Annotated in this window: 14 protein-coding genes; 7 read left to right on the top strand and 7 right to left on the bottom strand. The window is 70.3% G+C overall.

Going from position 1 to position 14,744, the window contains the following annotated elements; translation table 11 throughout:
- The first annotated feature begins 197 nt into the window (after positions 1-197).
- On the top strand, positions 198-1,085 hold the full coding sequence (locus tag WFH25_RS15465; RefSeq protein WP_336698466.1) for a serine hydrolase domain-containing protein: 888 nt from the start codon (positions 198-200) through the stop codon (positions 1,083-1,085).
- Positions 1,086-1,495: 410 nt separating this feature from the next.
- Positions 1,496-3,448: a potassium transporter Kup gene (locus WFH25_RS15460; RefSeq protein WP_336698464.1), complete on the top strand. Its 1,953-nt coding sequence runs from the start codon at positions 1,496-1,498 to the stop codon at positions 3,446-3,448.
- 15 nt (positions 3,449-3,463) lie between these two features.
- On the opposite strand, the gene WFH25_RS15455 is transcribed toward WFH25_RS15460, so the two are convergent.
- Both WFH25_RS15455 and cmtR read right to left on the bottom strand, forming a co-directional pair.
- The gene (locus WFH25_RS15455) at positions 3,464-4,147 is read right to left on the bottom strand and encodes a cation diffusion facilitator family transporter (RefSeq protein ID WP_336698463.1); all 684 of its coding nucleotides are present in this window, start codon (positions 4,145-4,147) and stop codon (positions 3,464-3,466) included.
- Entirely contained in the window at positions 4,144-4,497 is a 354-nt protein-coding gene (gene cmtR / locus WFH25_RS15450) for a Cd(II)/Pb(II)-sensing metalloregulatory transcriptional regulator CmtR (protein ID WP_336698462.1), read from the bottom strand. The genes WFH25_RS15455 and cmtR overlap by 4 nt, the downstream gene beginning before the upstream one ends.
- Before the next feature lie 187 nt (positions 4,498-4,684).
- Here cmtR and WFH25_RS15445 point away from each other — a divergent pair, with 187 nt between their 5' ends.
- The gene (locus tag WFH25_RS15445) at positions 4,685-5,524 is read left to right on the top strand and encodes a glycoside hydrolase family 16 protein (RefSeq protein ID WP_070416879.1); all 840 of its coding nucleotides are present in this window, start codon (positions 4,685-4,687) and stop codon (positions 5,522-5,524) included.
- 51 nt (positions 5,525-5,575) lie between these two features.
- Here the strand turns inward: WFH25_RS15445 and WFH25_RS15440 are convergent, their stop codons facing one another.
- The gene (locus WFH25_RS15440) at positions 5,576-6,451 is read right to left on the bottom strand and encodes a DUF808 family protein (RefSeq protein ID WP_071295327.1); all 876 of its coding nucleotides are present in this window, start codon (positions 6,449-6,451) and stop codon (positions 5,576-5,578) included.
- A gap of 61 nt (positions 6,452-6,512) precedes the next feature.
- Between WFH25_RS15440 and WFH25_RS15435 the strand changes: the two genes are divergently transcribed.
- On the top strand, positions 6,513-8,183 hold the full coding sequence (locus WFH25_RS15435) for a glycosyl hydrolase family 28-related protein (RefSeq protein WP_336698460.1): 1,671 nt from the start codon (positions 6,513-6,515) through the stop codon (positions 8,181-8,183).
- Between the two features lie 9 nt (positions 8,184-8,192).
- On the opposite strand, the gene WFH25_RS15430 is transcribed toward WFH25_RS15435, so the two are convergent.
- A complete protein-coding gene (locus WFH25_RS15430) occupies positions 8,193-9,161 on the bottom strand; it encodes a helix-turn-helix transcriptional regulator (protein WP_070416877.1) in 969 nt (322 codons plus the stop codon).
- Positions 9,162-9,327: 166 nt separating this feature from the next.
- On the opposite strand from WFH25_RS15430, the gene WFH25_RS15425 reads away from it, so the two are divergent.
- Positions 9,328-10,281, top strand: coding sequence for a manganese catalase family protein (locus tag WFH25_RS15425; protein WP_336698458.1), 954 nt, complete (start codon positions 9,328-9,330; stop codon positions 10,279-10,281).
- 6 nt (positions 10,282-10,287) lie between these two features.
- On the opposite strand, the gene WFH25_RS15420 is transcribed toward WFH25_RS15425, so the two are convergent.
- The 3 genes from WFH25_RS15420 to WFH25_RS15410 form a co-directional block, all read right to left on the bottom strand.
- Positions 10,288-10,722 (bottom strand): VOC family protein, encoded by a 435-nt coding sequence (locus WFH25_RS15420; RefSeq protein ID WP_336698457.1) that lies wholly within the window; start codon positions 10,720-10,722, stop codon positions 10,288-10,290.
- Between the two features lie 60 nt (positions 10,723-10,782).
- Positions 10,783-11,592, bottom strand: coding sequence for an Ltp family lipoprotein (locus tag WFH25_RS15415; protein WP_336698456.1), 810 nt, complete (start codon positions 11,590-11,592; stop codon positions 10,783-10,785).
- Positions 11,593-11,681: 89 nt separating this feature from the next.
- Complete coding sequence (locus WFH25_RS15410) at positions 11,682-12,410, bottom strand: GntR family transcriptional regulator (RefSeq protein ID WP_022907943.1); 729 nt, start codon at positions 12,408-12,410, stop codon at positions 11,682-11,684.
- A gap of 254 nt (positions 12,411-12,664) precedes the next feature.
- On the opposite strand from WFH25_RS15410, the gene WFH25_RS15405 reads away from it, so the two are divergent.
- Positions 12,665-13,795, top strand: a complete 1,131-nt coding sequence (locus WFH25_RS15405; protein ID WP_336698454.1) for an ABC transporter permease — start codon at positions 12,665-12,667, stop codon at positions 13,793-13,795.
- Positions 13,795-14,700, top strand: a complete 906-nt coding sequence (locus WFH25_RS15400) for an ABC transporter permease (protein WP_070416874.1) — start codon at positions 13,795-13,797, stop codon at positions 14,698-14,700. Before WFH25_RS15405 ends, WFH25_RS15400 begins: the two co-directional genes overlap by 1 nt.
- Positions 14,701-14,744 lie beyond the last annotated feature (44 nt).

Genomic DNA, 14,744 nt, shown 5'->3' with positions numbered 1-14,744 from the left:
ACGGGCACCCCCCGCGGGCCCTCCCACCGGGCGGGGGGGGCGCCACGGCCCCCGTTCCGGGCGGGGGGGCGGGGGGCGGGCGGCCCCCGCGCCTCCCGTCCGTCTGCGGTCCGGTCCGTTCGCGGTCGCGTCCGTTCGCGGTGGCGTCCGTCTGCGGTCCGGTCCGTTCGCGGTCGTGTCCGCGAGAGGATGGCCGGGTGCGCACCGCGACCGACCTCCTCGACGCCCTCGTCCGTCACGTCGACGCCACCGGCTTCGCCGCCCACGGCCTCCACGTCCTCGTCGGGGACGACGCCGCCGAGCACCAATGGACGCCCGACATCCGCCGCGAGGTCCACTCCGTCGCCAAGGGGATCGCGGTCCTCGCCACCGGGATCGCCGCCGACGACGGACTCGTCGACGTGGACGTCCCGGTGTCGGCCCTCCTGCCCGCCGTCCGCTTCGGGGCGGGCACGGACGCGATCACGCTCCGGCACCTGCTCACCATGACGAGCGGTGTCGACATGCCGTGGTCCGAGACGGAGCTCACCGACTGGCCGGACCTCGCGGCCGAGTTCCTCGGGCGCCCCTCGCGCGGCCGGGTGTTCGAGTACGCGAACGCGAGCACGTACACGGCGATGCGGGTCCTCGAGACCCGGGTCGGCGACGTCGGCGCGTTCGCCGCCCGGCGGTTGTTCGACCCGCTCGGCATCGAGGACGTGCCGTGGGCACGCTGCCCGAACGGGTACGTCGCCGGTGGCGAGGGCCTGGCGCTGCGCACCGGCGAACTCGCCCGGATCGGCCGGCTGGTGCGCGACCGCGGGGACTCAGCTGGGCGACGCATCGTGAGCGCACGCTGGTGCGACGCGATGCACACCGACTGGGTCGAGCGCGACGGCACGGGCCCCGGCTACGAGCGGTACGCGATGGCGGGGTGGGGCGGCCCCGGCCGACTCTGGCGGCTGCACGGCGCGTACGGGCAGATGCTGCTCTTCGACGGCGACACGGTCGTCACCGTGACGGCGGACGACCACTTCGGAGCGGACGCCTTCGCGGCGGTCGTCGCGACGGAGCTGGAGTCGGAGGAACGGGCCGACCGGGCCTGAACGCCGCAGGCCGAGGGTCGAGGGCCGCGGGTCGCGGGCCGAGGGCCGGGCGTCAGTGGCGCCGTCGGCTCGAGATCAGACCGCCGAAGACCAGCACCACCGCCACGCAGAAGACGATCAGTCCCGCGGGGTCGAAGCCGTCGAAGTTCATGGTTCCTCCTGGAGTCCTGTCCCGACGGTACGACCGCGTTCCTCGACAAGCGCGGTGTCCGGCGCCCCCGGGCATTCCGGCCCGCACAGGTTCCTCCGGCGGAGGCGGGTTCGTCCGGGGAACGCACCCGAGCCCGCCGGAGTGCGCATGTGCGCCCGCTGCGAGCGCTCCGGCCGAACGGGTGCGATGATGATCCGCGGCCGTCGCCCGACGGCGAAGAAGCCGTCGGACGGACGGTGAAGAGACGGAAGTGACGAGCGTGACCGAGACCCGCTCTCAGACCCCGACGACCGAGACCTCCGACGAGGCCGGCACCCACGGCCCCGCGAAGGGCATCGCCGCCCTCGCCCTGGCCGCCCTCGGCGTCGTCTTCGGCGACATCGGTACGAGCCCGCTGTACGCGCTGCGCACCGTGTTCACGATCGACGGCGGCATCGTGCAGGCCAACCAGGAGGACGTCTACGGCGTGATCTCGATGATGTTCTGGAGCATCACGATCATCGTCTCGATCAAGTACGTCCTCGTGCTCATGCGCGCCGACAACAACGGCGAGGGCGGGGTGATGGCGCTCGCCGCACTGGCCCGACGCCTCTACGCGAAGCGCCGCGGGGGAGCGACGATCTTCCTGGTCATCGGGATCGTCGGCGTCTCGCTGTTCTACGGCGACTCCGTCATCACCCCGGCGGTGTCCGTGCTCTCGGCCGTCGAGGGGCTGCAGACCGCCGCCCCGAGCGTCGGTCACCTCATCGTGCCGATCGCGGCGGTCATCCTCGTGGTGCTGTTCGCGGTGCAGCGGGTCGGCACGGGCAAGGTCGGCAACCTGTTCGGCCCCGTGATGCTGCTCTGGTTCGTCGTCATCGCCGCCGCCGGGGTGCCGCACATCCTGGCGCACCCGGGCGTCCTGCAGGGGCTCTCGCCCACGTGGGCCATCGCGTTCCTCATCGCGCACCCGTACATCACGTTCGTGGCGATGGGGGCCGTCGTGCTGGTCATCACCGGCGCCGAGGCCCTCTACGCCGACATGGGCCACTTCGGGCGGACGCCGATCCTCCGCGCCTGGTTCTTCGTCGTCTTCCCGGCCCTCGTGCTGAACTACCTCGGCCAGGCGTCGCTGGTGCTCAACCAGCCCGGGGCGGCGAAGGACCCCTTCTTCCTGCTCTTCCCGAGCGCGTTGCAGATCCCGGTCGTGATCCTCGCGACGATGGCCACCGTCATCGCGAGCCAGGCGGTCATCTCCGGGGCGTTCTCGCTGAGCCGCCAGGCCGTGCAGCTCGGGCTGCTGCCGCCGCTCACCATCCGGCAGACCTCCCGACAGGAGGGCGGCCAGATCTACCTGCCGGCCGTCAACCTCCTGCTGTTCATCGGCGTGATGGCCGTCATGCTCGCGTTCCGTTCCTCGGCGAGCCTCGCCACCGCGTACGGGGTCTCCGTGACCGGTGCGCTCGTCGTCGACACGCTCCTGCTGCTGCTCGTGGTGAAGCCGCTGTGGCACTGGAAGACGTGGAAGCTCGTCGTCGCCGCGGTGGCGTTCGGCGGGCTCGAGCTGACGTTCCTCGCCGGCAACCTGTCGAAGATCCTGCACGGCGGATGGGTCCCGCTGCTGATCGCGCTCGCGGTGATCACGCTCATGACCACGTGGCGTCGCGGCCGGCAGCTCGTGCAGGAGGAGCGCAAGGAGCGCGAGGGGTCCCTCGCCGACTTCATCGAGAAGATCAACACGAAGGGCATCCCGCGCGTGCAGGGTGTCGCGATCTTCCCGCACCCCAACAAGGAGACGACGCCGCTGGCGCTCCGGGCGAACGTCGAGCACAACCACGTGGTGCACCGGACGGTCGTGATCGTGTCCGTCATCACCGCGAACGTGCCCCACGTGCCGCACGCCAAGGCCTTCTTCCGTGACGACCTCGGCTACGAGGACGACGGCATCGACCACATCACGATCAAGTTCGGCTTCTCGGACGACCAGGACCTGCCGAAGGCCCTGCACGCGGCCTGCCTGGCCGAGGTGCTCGACGTCGACCCCGAGGAGATGGCGAACGCGTCGTACTTCATCTCGCGCGGCGCACTCCGGCCGGTGGCGGGGAACCGGGGCATGGTCGGCTGGCGCAAGAAGCTCTTCGTCGGGCTGGCGCACAACGCCGCCGACCCGGCTGCCCGCTTCGGGCTGCCGGCGCACCGTACCGTGACGATGGGCAGCGACGTCGAGATCTGACAACCGTCGCCCGCGTCAGCAGCAGTCGCAGGCCTCGATCTCGCGCTCGCCGGTGAGCGCGGCGACGGGCTGCTTGCAGGCGTCGCCCCGCCATGCCTCGAGCCCTTCCCGGACCGCGAACACCACGACGACGAGCCCGGCCACCGGGTCCGCCCAGGTCCAGCCGAACAGGGTGTTCAGCAGCAGGCCGACCAGGACGGCGGCGGAGAGGTAGCTGCACACCAGGGTCTGCTTCGAGTCCGCGACGGCCGACGCCGAACCGAGCTCGCGGCCCGTGCGCCGTTCGAGCAGGCTGAGGAACGGCATCACGGCCAGGCTGACCGCGGCGAGCACGATGCCGACCGTGCTGTGCTCCGGCTCGCGCAGTCCGGTCAGCGTCAGCACCGCGTCGACCGAGACGTACAGGGCGAGCCCGAAGAACGAGACGGCGATCACGCGGAGCGCCGTCCGTTCGCGCCGCTCGGGGTCGGGCGCCGCGAACTGCCACGCGACCGCGGCCGCGGAGAGCACCTCGACGATCGAGTCCAGGCCGAAGCCGATCAGGGCGGTGGACGACGCGACCGAACCGGCGCTGATCGCGACGACGGCCTCGACGACGTTGTACGTGATGGTGGCGGCGACGATCCATCGGATCCGGCGGCGCAGCACCGCGCTCCGGACGGCCGTCGGACGGGGCCCGAGGGGCAGCGCGGCACTCATGCGCCCGGCCCGCAGCAGAGCGGCACGGCACAGGCGTCGTCGGTGCACGGCGCGCCGTCGTCGACCGCCAGCACGACGTCGACGAGCGACTCGAGTGCACGGGCGAGGTGCGCGTCCGCGATCTCGTAGCGGGTCCGACGGCCTTCCGGGACGGCCACGACGATCCCGCACCCGCGGAGGCACGCCAGGTGGTTCGACACGTTCGCCCGGGTGGTCCCGAGGTCGTCGGCGAGGACGGCGGGGTAGCGGGGGGACTCGAGCAGGCGGAGGAGGATCCGCGCGCGGGTCGGATCGGCGAGGGCGCGGCCGAGGCGGTTCATCACCTCGAGGCGCGGTGCGATGAGCAGCATGCACCAACAGTACAGCGTGGACTGTACCGATCGGGGGTAGACGGGTACGTCGGGTACAGCGAACCTGAACGCCGGGGGATCCAGGCCGGGAATCGACTAACCGACGAGCAGCGACGCCCGATACTCCATCGCACAAGCACCACGGCCATCGCAACACACGCACACCCCCACGCAGGAGGCAGTCAGCATGCGGTCCCCGTCCGTCCTCGTCGCCGCGCTCTCGATCGCACTCGTCGCCGCGACCAGCCTCGCTGCCGGCGCGCCCGCCGGAGCAGCGGCCCTCCCCGCCTCGTCGAAGGCGACCTCGACCGTGCCGGACGGCCGGACGATCCCGAAGACGAACGTCACGACGAACGGCCGGACCTGGAAGCAGACCTTCCGCGCCGGGTTCGACAGTGCCGCGCCGGTCGGCAAGTTCGCGGCGACGTACCCGCGGATCGGTCTCTACGACGGCTTCACGGACACGACCGGCAAGGGGAAGTACGCGCCGTCGAAGGTCTTGAGCGTGAAGGGCGGCGTGCTCGACTTCGCGCTGCACACCGAGAAGGGCCAGCCCCTCGTCGCGGCGATCATGCCCGACGGGTACGCCCCGCACAAGACGGGTCGGGTGTCGATCCGGTACAAGACGACGAAGACCCAGGGCTACAAGTTCTCGACGATCCTGTGGCCGTCGAGCGACGACTGGAACGAGGGCGAGATCGACTGGCCCGAGGCCGACCTCGGTGCCCGCCCCCGCCCGGCCTCGGCGGTCCCGGGCAGCTGGACGCCGCTCGGCATGCGGTTCGAACCGGGCAAGGAGACCTTCGCGCCCTCGGACAGCACCGGCTGGCACGTCGCGACGACCGAGTGGGACAAGGGCATCGTCCGGTTCTACTGGGACGGCAAGCTCGTCTCGTCGACCACCAAGGCGGTGCCGACGACGGCCTTCCGCGTGACCATGCAGGCGGAGACCACTACGAACGGCGGGGCGATCCCGGCGAGCGCGGTCGGGCACGTCAGCGTCGACTGGATCGCGATCTGGAACTGACCGGGCGCCGGCCCCGCTGACCGACGCGGGAGCCGGGGCGGCCGTGCCCGCTCAGTGGGTGCGGCCGCGCAGCCGTCCGATGCCCAGCACGACGGCGACGACCACCAGGCCGAGCAGGAGCCCGACCACCGCCGACACCGCGGTGTCCACGATCCACGTGACGACCGGCCCGGTCGCCTCGATGCCGTGCTCGATCGCGTGCAGCAGGTCGTACGGGCCGTGCCAGAACGTCTCCGCCAGGTTCGCGATCACGAGGTGTCCGCCCACCCAGAGCATGGCCACCGTGCCGACGATGCCGATCACACGGAACACGGTCGGCATGGCGCGGACGATCCGCGCGCCCGTCCGCCTCGTGCGACGGACGCTGTTCTTCATCATCTGCAGCCCGATGTCGTCGATCTTCACGAGCAGGGCCACGGCGCCGTAGACCGCCCCGGTCATGACGAGCCCGATGACGATGAGCGCGCCGAGCGTCGGCCAGAGTCCGAGGTCGGGGTCGAGTCCGGCGAGGGCGATGAGCATGATCTCGGTGCTGAGGATCAGGTCCGTGCGGATCGCCCCGAACACGAGCTTCGGCTCGGCGACGGTCTCCTCGGACTCGCTGACGTGGTGCGCGCCGAACCACTCGGTGACCTTCTCGGCCCCCTCGAAGCACAGGTAGGTGCCGCCGAGCAGCAGCAACCACGGCAGCACCCACGGCGCGAACGCGGTGAGCAGCAGCGCGAGCGGGATGATGATGACGAACTTGTTGAAGAGGCTGCCGAGCGCGATCCGCCCCACGACCGGCAGCTCGCGCGCGGGCGAGAGCCCCTGCACGTACTGCGGAGTCACCGCGGCGTCGTCGATCACGACGCCAGCGGTCTTGGCGCTGGCCTTGAGGGCCGCGGAGAGCACGTCGTCGACGATGGCGAGCAGACCGACTGACATGCGCTCAGACTAGGGCCTCGGCACCTCGAGCCGTACATGCGTGGTTCGCTAAGATTGTGAAATGCAGAATTTATCACGTCGGACGACTGACCGGCGGCGCTTCCTGGCAGCTGGTGCCTCAGCAGGGGCGCTCGGCCTCGCGGCGGCGTTCTCCTCACCTGACACGGCATCGGCAGTCGAGATCGACACAGCGTCACCCGAACACTGGATCAACGTACGCGAGCGGGGCGCGCTCGGCGACGGCCGAACGGACGACACAGCGGTGATCCAACAAGCGATCGACGACGCCGCAGATGCTCGGGAGCGGAAAGCGGTGATCATGCCGCCCGGGCGCTACCTGATCACTTCCCTTGACGTGCGCGAGCAAGTCCGGCTGATCGGCATCGGGTCCTCCGGCTACCAGTTCGCGAGCCTCGCTCGTTTCGATGGCGTCCAGTTCGAGCCGTTCGACGCTTCCCTCGCCGCCATGATCCGGCTCCGTGCTGGGGCATCGCTCGAGAGCCTCACCGTCCGAGGGCAGCGGTGGAACGAGGATCGTCCGTCGCGAACGCTCGGCATCGAGGTGGTCGGCGGCTTCGAGAGCCGGATCGGCCTCGTCCACGTTCTGAACTTCGCAGGCCCAGGGATCCGGATCCGGCAGCTGAACAACGCGCGATGGCACGACGTCTACGTCGATGCGTGCGGAACCGAGACCGAAGCGGCGATGACGATCGATTCGGCCGACGGAACGACGAACTTCAACGTGTTCGACCAGCTCACGATCCAGCACTCGAAGAACGCCGCCCTCGACATCGGTTGGGGAGGCGGTGACTCCAACTTCGCGACGAACCTGACCTTCCTGGGCTTGCACCTCGAATCGACAGCCGATCAGAAGAACCAGGACACTCTCAATGCCGGGCCGCTTCTCCGTATCGGGAACGGAACCCAGTTCACGTTCCTGTCGGCGTACGTGCTCGGGTTGGCGTCCCCGCTCATCGAGCACGACCACAGTCGATCCGGTCTGTCTCGGCCCGGGGCGGTCCAGTTCATCGGAGGCGAGATCACCCAGCGCGGGACTCCCGACGACTTCAAGACTCCTCAGAGCACCCTGGTGAAACTGACGCGTGGGACGGACTTCGTCGCCTCCGGGACGCGATTCGACGATCTCCGCGTCCCTGCTGTCACCATCGGCGAGGCGTACGGCGCCGCCATGCTCGACTGGACGAACCGATACCGCTCGATCGAATCGATCCCGAGCGCCGTGGTCGATCTCCGAGCTCATCGGGTTCGTGCGTACAACCCGCTGGACATGCCCATGCCAGCAGTTTTCGGAGAGCAGGTCGTACTGAAGAGTCAGATCCTGGCATCGGAGACCGGTGTCCGGGACCCGTCGGACGCTGGTTCGAGACGATGGACAGCGCTGACCAGGTACGGAGGAACGACCGTCACCTGGGCAGGGGCATCGGGCGGCGCGCAGGGCAACGACATCGCGGGGTACATCACGATCGTGCTCGGTACGGGCAAAGCCGCGTCCAGTCCGCTCGGCTCGGTCACCTTCAAGCGTGAGTTCGCGAACCCACCCGTCGTCGTGCTCGCTCCGACGAATCGCGAGACCGCCGACGCGCGTCTCTTCGTGAGCGTCGATGACGGCTCAGGCTTCACGGTCCGCGCGGCGGTCGACCTCGAGAAGAGTGCTTCCCTCACCCTCGCCTACCATGTCATCGGGATCGGGAACGGTGCCCCGCCCGCGTGATCCCGCGTACTAGGGCCTCGGCGCGTCCCGTCGGCGCAGGGTCTGCGAGGGGGACTCCCCGTACACCTCGGCGTAGTACCCGGAGAACCGCCCGAGGTGGTTGAACCCCCACGACAGCGCGACCTCGGCGACCGTCACGCGCTCGGGGTCGCCCGCGAGCAGTTCGGCGCGGACCCCGTGCAGCCGGGCCTCGCGCAGGAACTGCATCGGCCGGACGCCGACGTTCCGCTGGAAGGCGGCCTGCAGCCCCCGCGCGCTCACCCCGGCCGCAGCGCTCACCTGGGCGACCGTGAGCGGCCGGCGGGCGTTCGCGACCATCCACTCCTTGGCGAACCGGATCGTCGACGACCCGACCGCCACCGTGGGCGCCGACGACGGCGTCGCGTCGAACGCCGCCGCCACGGCGTCCGCGATCGACTGGTTCCAGCGTGCGCGGACCGTCTCCGGCGCCGTCGGGTCCAGGAGGCGCGGTGCGGCCTCGCCGATCCGGCTGCGGAGCAGCCGCAGCGCGTCCACCCCCAGCGTGCGGCGGAACGCGAGCTGCCGCGGCTCGTCGTCGCCGCGGCGCGCAGCGGCGATCGACTCGAGGAACGCGCCACCGAACCGGACCGAGTGCTGTCCCGAGGGGAGCCCCTCGAACGTGAAGTCGCGACCGACCGGGTACATCACCGGGATGCCGGGCAGCAGCTGCACCGGGTCGCGGGTCCCGGTGTCGATCGTCATGCCGGGGCCGGTCGCCCACGCCAGGACGTAGTCGTGACCGGGGACGATCGTGCCCCACCGTCGTGCCGCCACGTCCGAGGTGCCCACCACCACGTCCTGGTCGCCGACGGCCCGGAAGCGGAAGGCGAACCCGTCGCGGGCAGCATCGCCGATGTGGATGTCACGGCTGTCGTACACCCGCTCGTACAGCGCCACGGCGTCGTCGAGGGAGGACCCCCGGCGATCGACGTGGATCGGCGCGACATCGTGGACCATGTCCGACCAGTGTCGCGCATGTCGTCCGCGATCGGTCACATCGCGACGCAGTTCGCGCACCCGACCACGGACGCGACTGCGTTCGGCGGCTGTTCCGTACGGGCTGCCAGACGCCGCCGAGGACGGTGAGGACAGCGGCGGATCCGTCGCTCGGACGGAGGACCACATGTACTTCCACGCACAGACCTGGATCAACGAGATCGCCGACGGCGAACCGGACCCCGCGGCCGCCAACGCCCTGCAGGAAGGACTCGGCGGGCAGTTCGGCGAGATGCGCACGATGATGCAGTACCTGTTCCAGGCGATGAACTTCCGGGGTCCGGCCGCGAAGCCGTTCCGCGACCTCATCCAGGGCGTCGGGACCGAGGAGATCAGCCACGTCGAGCTCATCGGCACCACGATCTCACGGCTGCTCGACGGTGCTCCCGAGTACTCCGGCACGCCCACCGACCCGCTCGACACCCCCGGGGCGAAGGGGGCGACCCCGCTGAACATCGCGCTCGACACGGGCAACATCCACCACTACCTCGTCGGTGCCCAGGGAGCCCTGCCGGTCGATGCCGCCGGGAACCCGTGGAGCGGCAGCTACGTGTACAACTCCGGCAACCTGCCGCTCGACCTGCTGTACAACCTCATGCTCGAGTCGACCGGCCGCCTGCAGAAGTGCCGGATCTACGAGATGACCGACAACCCCACCGCTCGCAGCACCATCGCGTACCTGATCGTGCGTGACCAGGCGCACGAGAACGCCTACGCGAAGGCGCTCGAGGCCCTCGGCGTCGACTGGGGGAAGCTGCTGCCGATCCCGAAGACCAACGCCGAGGCCTTCCCCGAGGTCAAGGCGCTCGTCGACCTGGGGTTGCAGAACAAGCAGTACAGCTTCGACCTCGACGGTGCGTCCGAGGCCGCGAAGATCTTCCGCGGCGCTTCCCCGTCGAACGACGGCACCGATCTCGACGCGTCCGAGCAGGCACCCGCCGGGGTGCCGTCGTTCATCGCGCCGGAGCGGCTCGAGGAGTTCGCGCCGGGGCTCGACGCCGATCTGCTCGCACTCATCCAGCAGACCGCGGAGCTCGAGCTCGACCAGGCCGAGACGCCGGTTTACGGCCCCGTCGCCTGACCGGTCTCAGTCGAGGCAGAACTCGTTGCCCTCGACGTCCTGCATGACGATGCACGACTCGTTGACCTCGTCGGCGAGCATGCGCCGGAACTGCGTGGCGCCGAGGGCGACGAGCCGGTCGCTCTCGGCGTCGAGGGCGGCGAGCCGTTCGGCGCCGACGAGCCCGCTGCCGACCCGGACGTCGAGGTGCACGCGGTTCTTCACGACCTTGCCCTCCGGCACGCGCTGGAAGAACAGCCGCGGGCCGACGCCGGTCGGGTCCACGCACGCGAACGCCGAGCCGCGGTGCTCCGGGGGCAGCGCCCGCTCGAAGGCGTCCCACGAGTCGAACCCCTCCGGTGGCGGCGGCACCACGTAGCCGAGGACCTCGCACCAGAAGCGCGCCACCCGCTCGGGGTCCGCGCAGTCGAACGTCACCTGCACCTGCCGCACCGTCGCCATGGGCAGACGATACAGCGGAGGCCCCGTCGTTCGACGGGGCCTCCGCTGCTCGTTCCGGTGTCAGTCGTTGAGGTGCGCGATCGCGTAGTCGGCCTCGGCCGGCAGGAACTTCTCGCCGTACTCACTGACCAGCTGGTCGCGGATCGCGGCGGGGGACATCGACATGTCCTCCTGGTAGCTCTTCGCCTTCTCGAGCGCGTTCGCGTTCCAGTCCGCCTGCACGTGGTCGATCGCGTACTGCGCTGCCTCGGCGGAGAACTGTTCGCCGTACTCCGAGGTGAGCTGGTCGTAGATGCCCGCCTTGCTCATGTGCATCATCTCGGAGTAGCTCTCGGCCTTGACGAGGGCGGAGGTGTACTCCACGGGCGTCGCGGGCGCAGCCTCGGTGCTCTCGGAGGGGGCCTCGGACGGCTCGGACTCGGAGCTCTCCGAGGGGGAGGCGCTCTCGGACTCCTCGGCCGCGACCGGCGCCGGGGTGGCCGACTCCGCGACGACGGACGATTGCGTCGCCGAGTCGGATGCCGTGCCGACCAACGCACCGAGTCCGGCCGCGAAGGTGATCGACGTGATGGTGGCCACGGCGCCGAGGACGAGGCCCGTGATGGCGAGACCCTTCGACTGACGCTTCCGGAGAGCGATCGCGCCGAGAACGATGGCGACCACGCCGACGATCGCGCCGAACACGGGGACCCATCCGAACACGAACGCCACGATCCCGACGACCAACGCGGCGATCGCGAGTCCGGCAGTGCGCTGTTGCGGGGTGGGGGCGCCGGGGTACGGAGCGAAGGTCTGGCCCGCCGGGGCTTGCGGCTGGTACGGGGGAGGAGTCGGTGACGTGCCGCCCCCCTGCGGCTCGGGTGTTGTCATACCGATCAGTATCGCAAAGGTGAGAGATGGTTCATGTTCGTTGAGCCAGATCACCCGGCCCCAGTTCGGGGCGCGCCGCGCCTCCCGGGTCAGAGGGTGGAACCCTCGAGCCGCACCCGGTCGCCGCGGTACCGGTCGAAGACGGTCTGGACCGGCACGCCGTCGAGGTCGTGGTACGTGACCTCGCGCACGATGAGCGGCGCGCCGACCTCGGTACCGAGCATCTTCGCCGTGTGGGCGTCGGCCGCCTCGCTGCCGATGGTGACGAGCACCTCGCCGCGCGACGCGTCGAAGAAGTCGCGGAGCACCGTCGTCATGTTGATCGGCCCGGACAGGCTCTCGGGGGAGTGCGTGTAGCGCACCGAGAAGTAGGCGGCGCGGAGTCCGATCACGTCGTCGTCGGTGACGAGCAGGTTCTCGATCATCCGGACGTGGTCCTCGTCGATGCGGAGCCGTTCGCGCACGAGCGGGAAGCTCGGCACGATGCGGTCCTCGAAGCGCTCGACGTAGACGTGCTCGCTGTCGGCGTCGATGTCGGTGAGGGGCACGACGACCCCGCGGTGCGTGACCTTCGTCCCGACGCGCGGCCGGCGCTCGAGGAACCCGGTGTCCCGGAGCTGCGCGAGTGCGGCGCGGACGGACCCGCGGCTCGTGTCGAACAACGTGACGAGGTCCTCTTCGGCGAGGGGAGCGTCGGGTGCGATGTGCCCCTCGCGGATCGAGGCGGTGATGAGGTCGCGGACCCGTCTCGCCGAGATCTGTCGGCCGCGTGAGGACCCGCCCTTCGCGCGCGGGTGGTCGGACAGCGTGTCGCTCATCGTGACTCCGATCGTCGCAGGATCTCACCGCCACGATGCGGCTCGGGTGCAGTGAGTATACGACGCTCGTCGCGCAGGGCAACGGATTCCTCCGAACCGCGCGAACGGCGTGAACGGTCGGACGAAGTCCCTCTCACCTGGGCTTTCCTTTCGCCGCTGGTCGCTTAATGATCCGGTTACACCCGGAGCGGTCGTCGGAAACGAACGATCGCGAGCATTGCTGACCACCACCCGATGCGACGGAAGGCCGGCACATGACCGTGAGAGAGCCCGACATCGTCGACGATGCGACCCGTGCGGAGGCCGAGCGTCTCGCCGCCCTCGACACCTCGTTGACGACGAGGCGACGAAGCGTCCGGGAGCGTCTCTGGTTCCTGCGCCCGGCCGGACTGACCGTCGCCAACGTCCTGGTGTTCGTCCTCGTCTCGTTCTTCCTCGTGCAGCTCATCCCCGGTGACCCGGTCGTGTCGGCCACCGGCGGACGTTTGTCCGGCGCCGAGCTCGAGCAGGCGCGGGAGTCCTACGGGCTGACCGGCTCGTGGATCCAGCAGCTCGGCACCTACCTGACGCAGCTCGCCCACCTCGACTTCGGCACGTCGATCGCCACCGGCCGACCGGTCGCGCAGGACCTCGCGACCCGGGTCCCGGCGACGCTCGAGCTCGTGTTCTGGGGGCTGCTCCTCGCCTCGGCGGTGTCGCTCGTGACCGCGCACTTCATCGTCACGCACCGCCGCAACCGCTTCGCGAAGCTGCTCACCGCCTACGCCCGGTCGGCGGGCGCGCTGCCCGAGTACGTCATCGGCATCGCGTTCCTCTTCGTCTTCTACGCCGAGCTGCACTGGGCCCCGGCGCCGAGCGGCCGCCTCGACCCGCTGCTCATCGCGCCGCCCACCGTCACGAACTTCCCTATGGTGGACGCGCTCATCGCCGGGGATCCGGCAGCGTTCGCGTCGTACGCGCAGCACCTCGTGCTGCCCGTCGTCGTGATGGTCGTCGCGCACTCCCCGCTGCTCATCAAGATGCTCATCGTCAACCTGGACCAGGCGATCGACGACCCCGCCACCCGGTTCCGTGTGGCGTCCGGAGCGTCCCGCCGGACGGTCCTCGCGAGCATCTACCGCCGGGCGCTCCCCTCGGCGGTCGCCACGCTCGGCATGCTCTTCGGCCTGTTCCTCGGCGGCGCGGTGGTCCTCGAGTCGCTCTTCGGTCTCGGCGGACTCGGGCAGTACGCCGTGGACGCGGTGAACGCCTCCGACGTCTTCGCGCTGCGGTCGTTCCTCCTCGTCACCGCGGCGATGTGCCTCGTCATCTACCTCATCACGGACATCGTCACGATGCTCCTCGACTCGAGGCGGCGCGCCGGCGTCGCCGGGAAGGACGCCTGATGGCGCTCGACACCCCCACCGCGCTGCCCGAGCCGACGACCACCGGAGCGGGGAGCCCCCGCTCGACGCAGGACGGTCGCGTCGGTCGACCGGCCGGGCGCACCGGCTTCGTCCTGCGGCTCGTCCCCTTCGCCGTGCTCGTCGTGCTCGCGGTCGTCGGGCCGTACCTGGTGAACCACCCGGCCACGTCGGTGGTCGGCGGGCAGTCGGAGGCCCCGTCGGGGGAGTTCTGGTTCGGCACGGACGCGAACGGCCTCGACGTCTACTCCCGGGTGATGACCGCGTTCCGCCTCGACATCGTGATCGCGATCTGCATCACGGTCATCGCCACCGTCGTCGCCATCGTGATCGGGCTGGTCTCGGGCATGTACCAGGGCGACCGCACCGTGCTCGGGTTCGTGGCCCGACTGCTGGGCCGCGCCGTCGACCTCGTGCAGTCGATCCCGGTGATGATCGCCGGACTCGTGATCGTGTCGTTCTTCGGACGCAACGCCGTGGTGATCACGCTCGCCCTCGCGATCGTCCTCATCCCGTTCCAGGCGCGGCTGATGCGCACCGAGGTCCTCCGCACGCGGTCGGACGGCTACGTCGACGCCGCCCGGATGTCCGGCGAGTCCGAACTGCGCCTGCTCCTGGGCCACGTGCTGCCGAACTCCGCCCGGACGACGATCGAGAACACCTCGACGATCTTCGGGATGGCGATCATCTTCTGCGCCGCCCTCGGCTTCCTCGGCGTCGGCATCCCGACACCGACCGCGGAGTGGGGCACCATGCTCGCCGCCGGTGCCCCGGACGCCGCGGTGGGGCGGTGGTGGCCGGTGCTCTTCCCGGCAGCCGCCCTCGGCCTCTCCGTCTGGTCCGCCTCGGTCCTGGTCGCGGCCTTCGTCGGCCGGTCGCGGGTCTGACGGCGACCACCCGCCCCACGCGCCCCCTCCTCCCCACCCACACC

Source organism: Curtobacterium sp. USHLN213, from assembly GCF_037144815.1.
Taxonomy (GTDB): Bacteria; Actinomycetota; Actinomycetes; order Actinomycetales; family Microbacteriaceae; genus Curtobacterium.
Note: the sequence above shows the minus strand (reverse complement) of the source record. Positions and strands in the feature narration are given on the sequence as shown.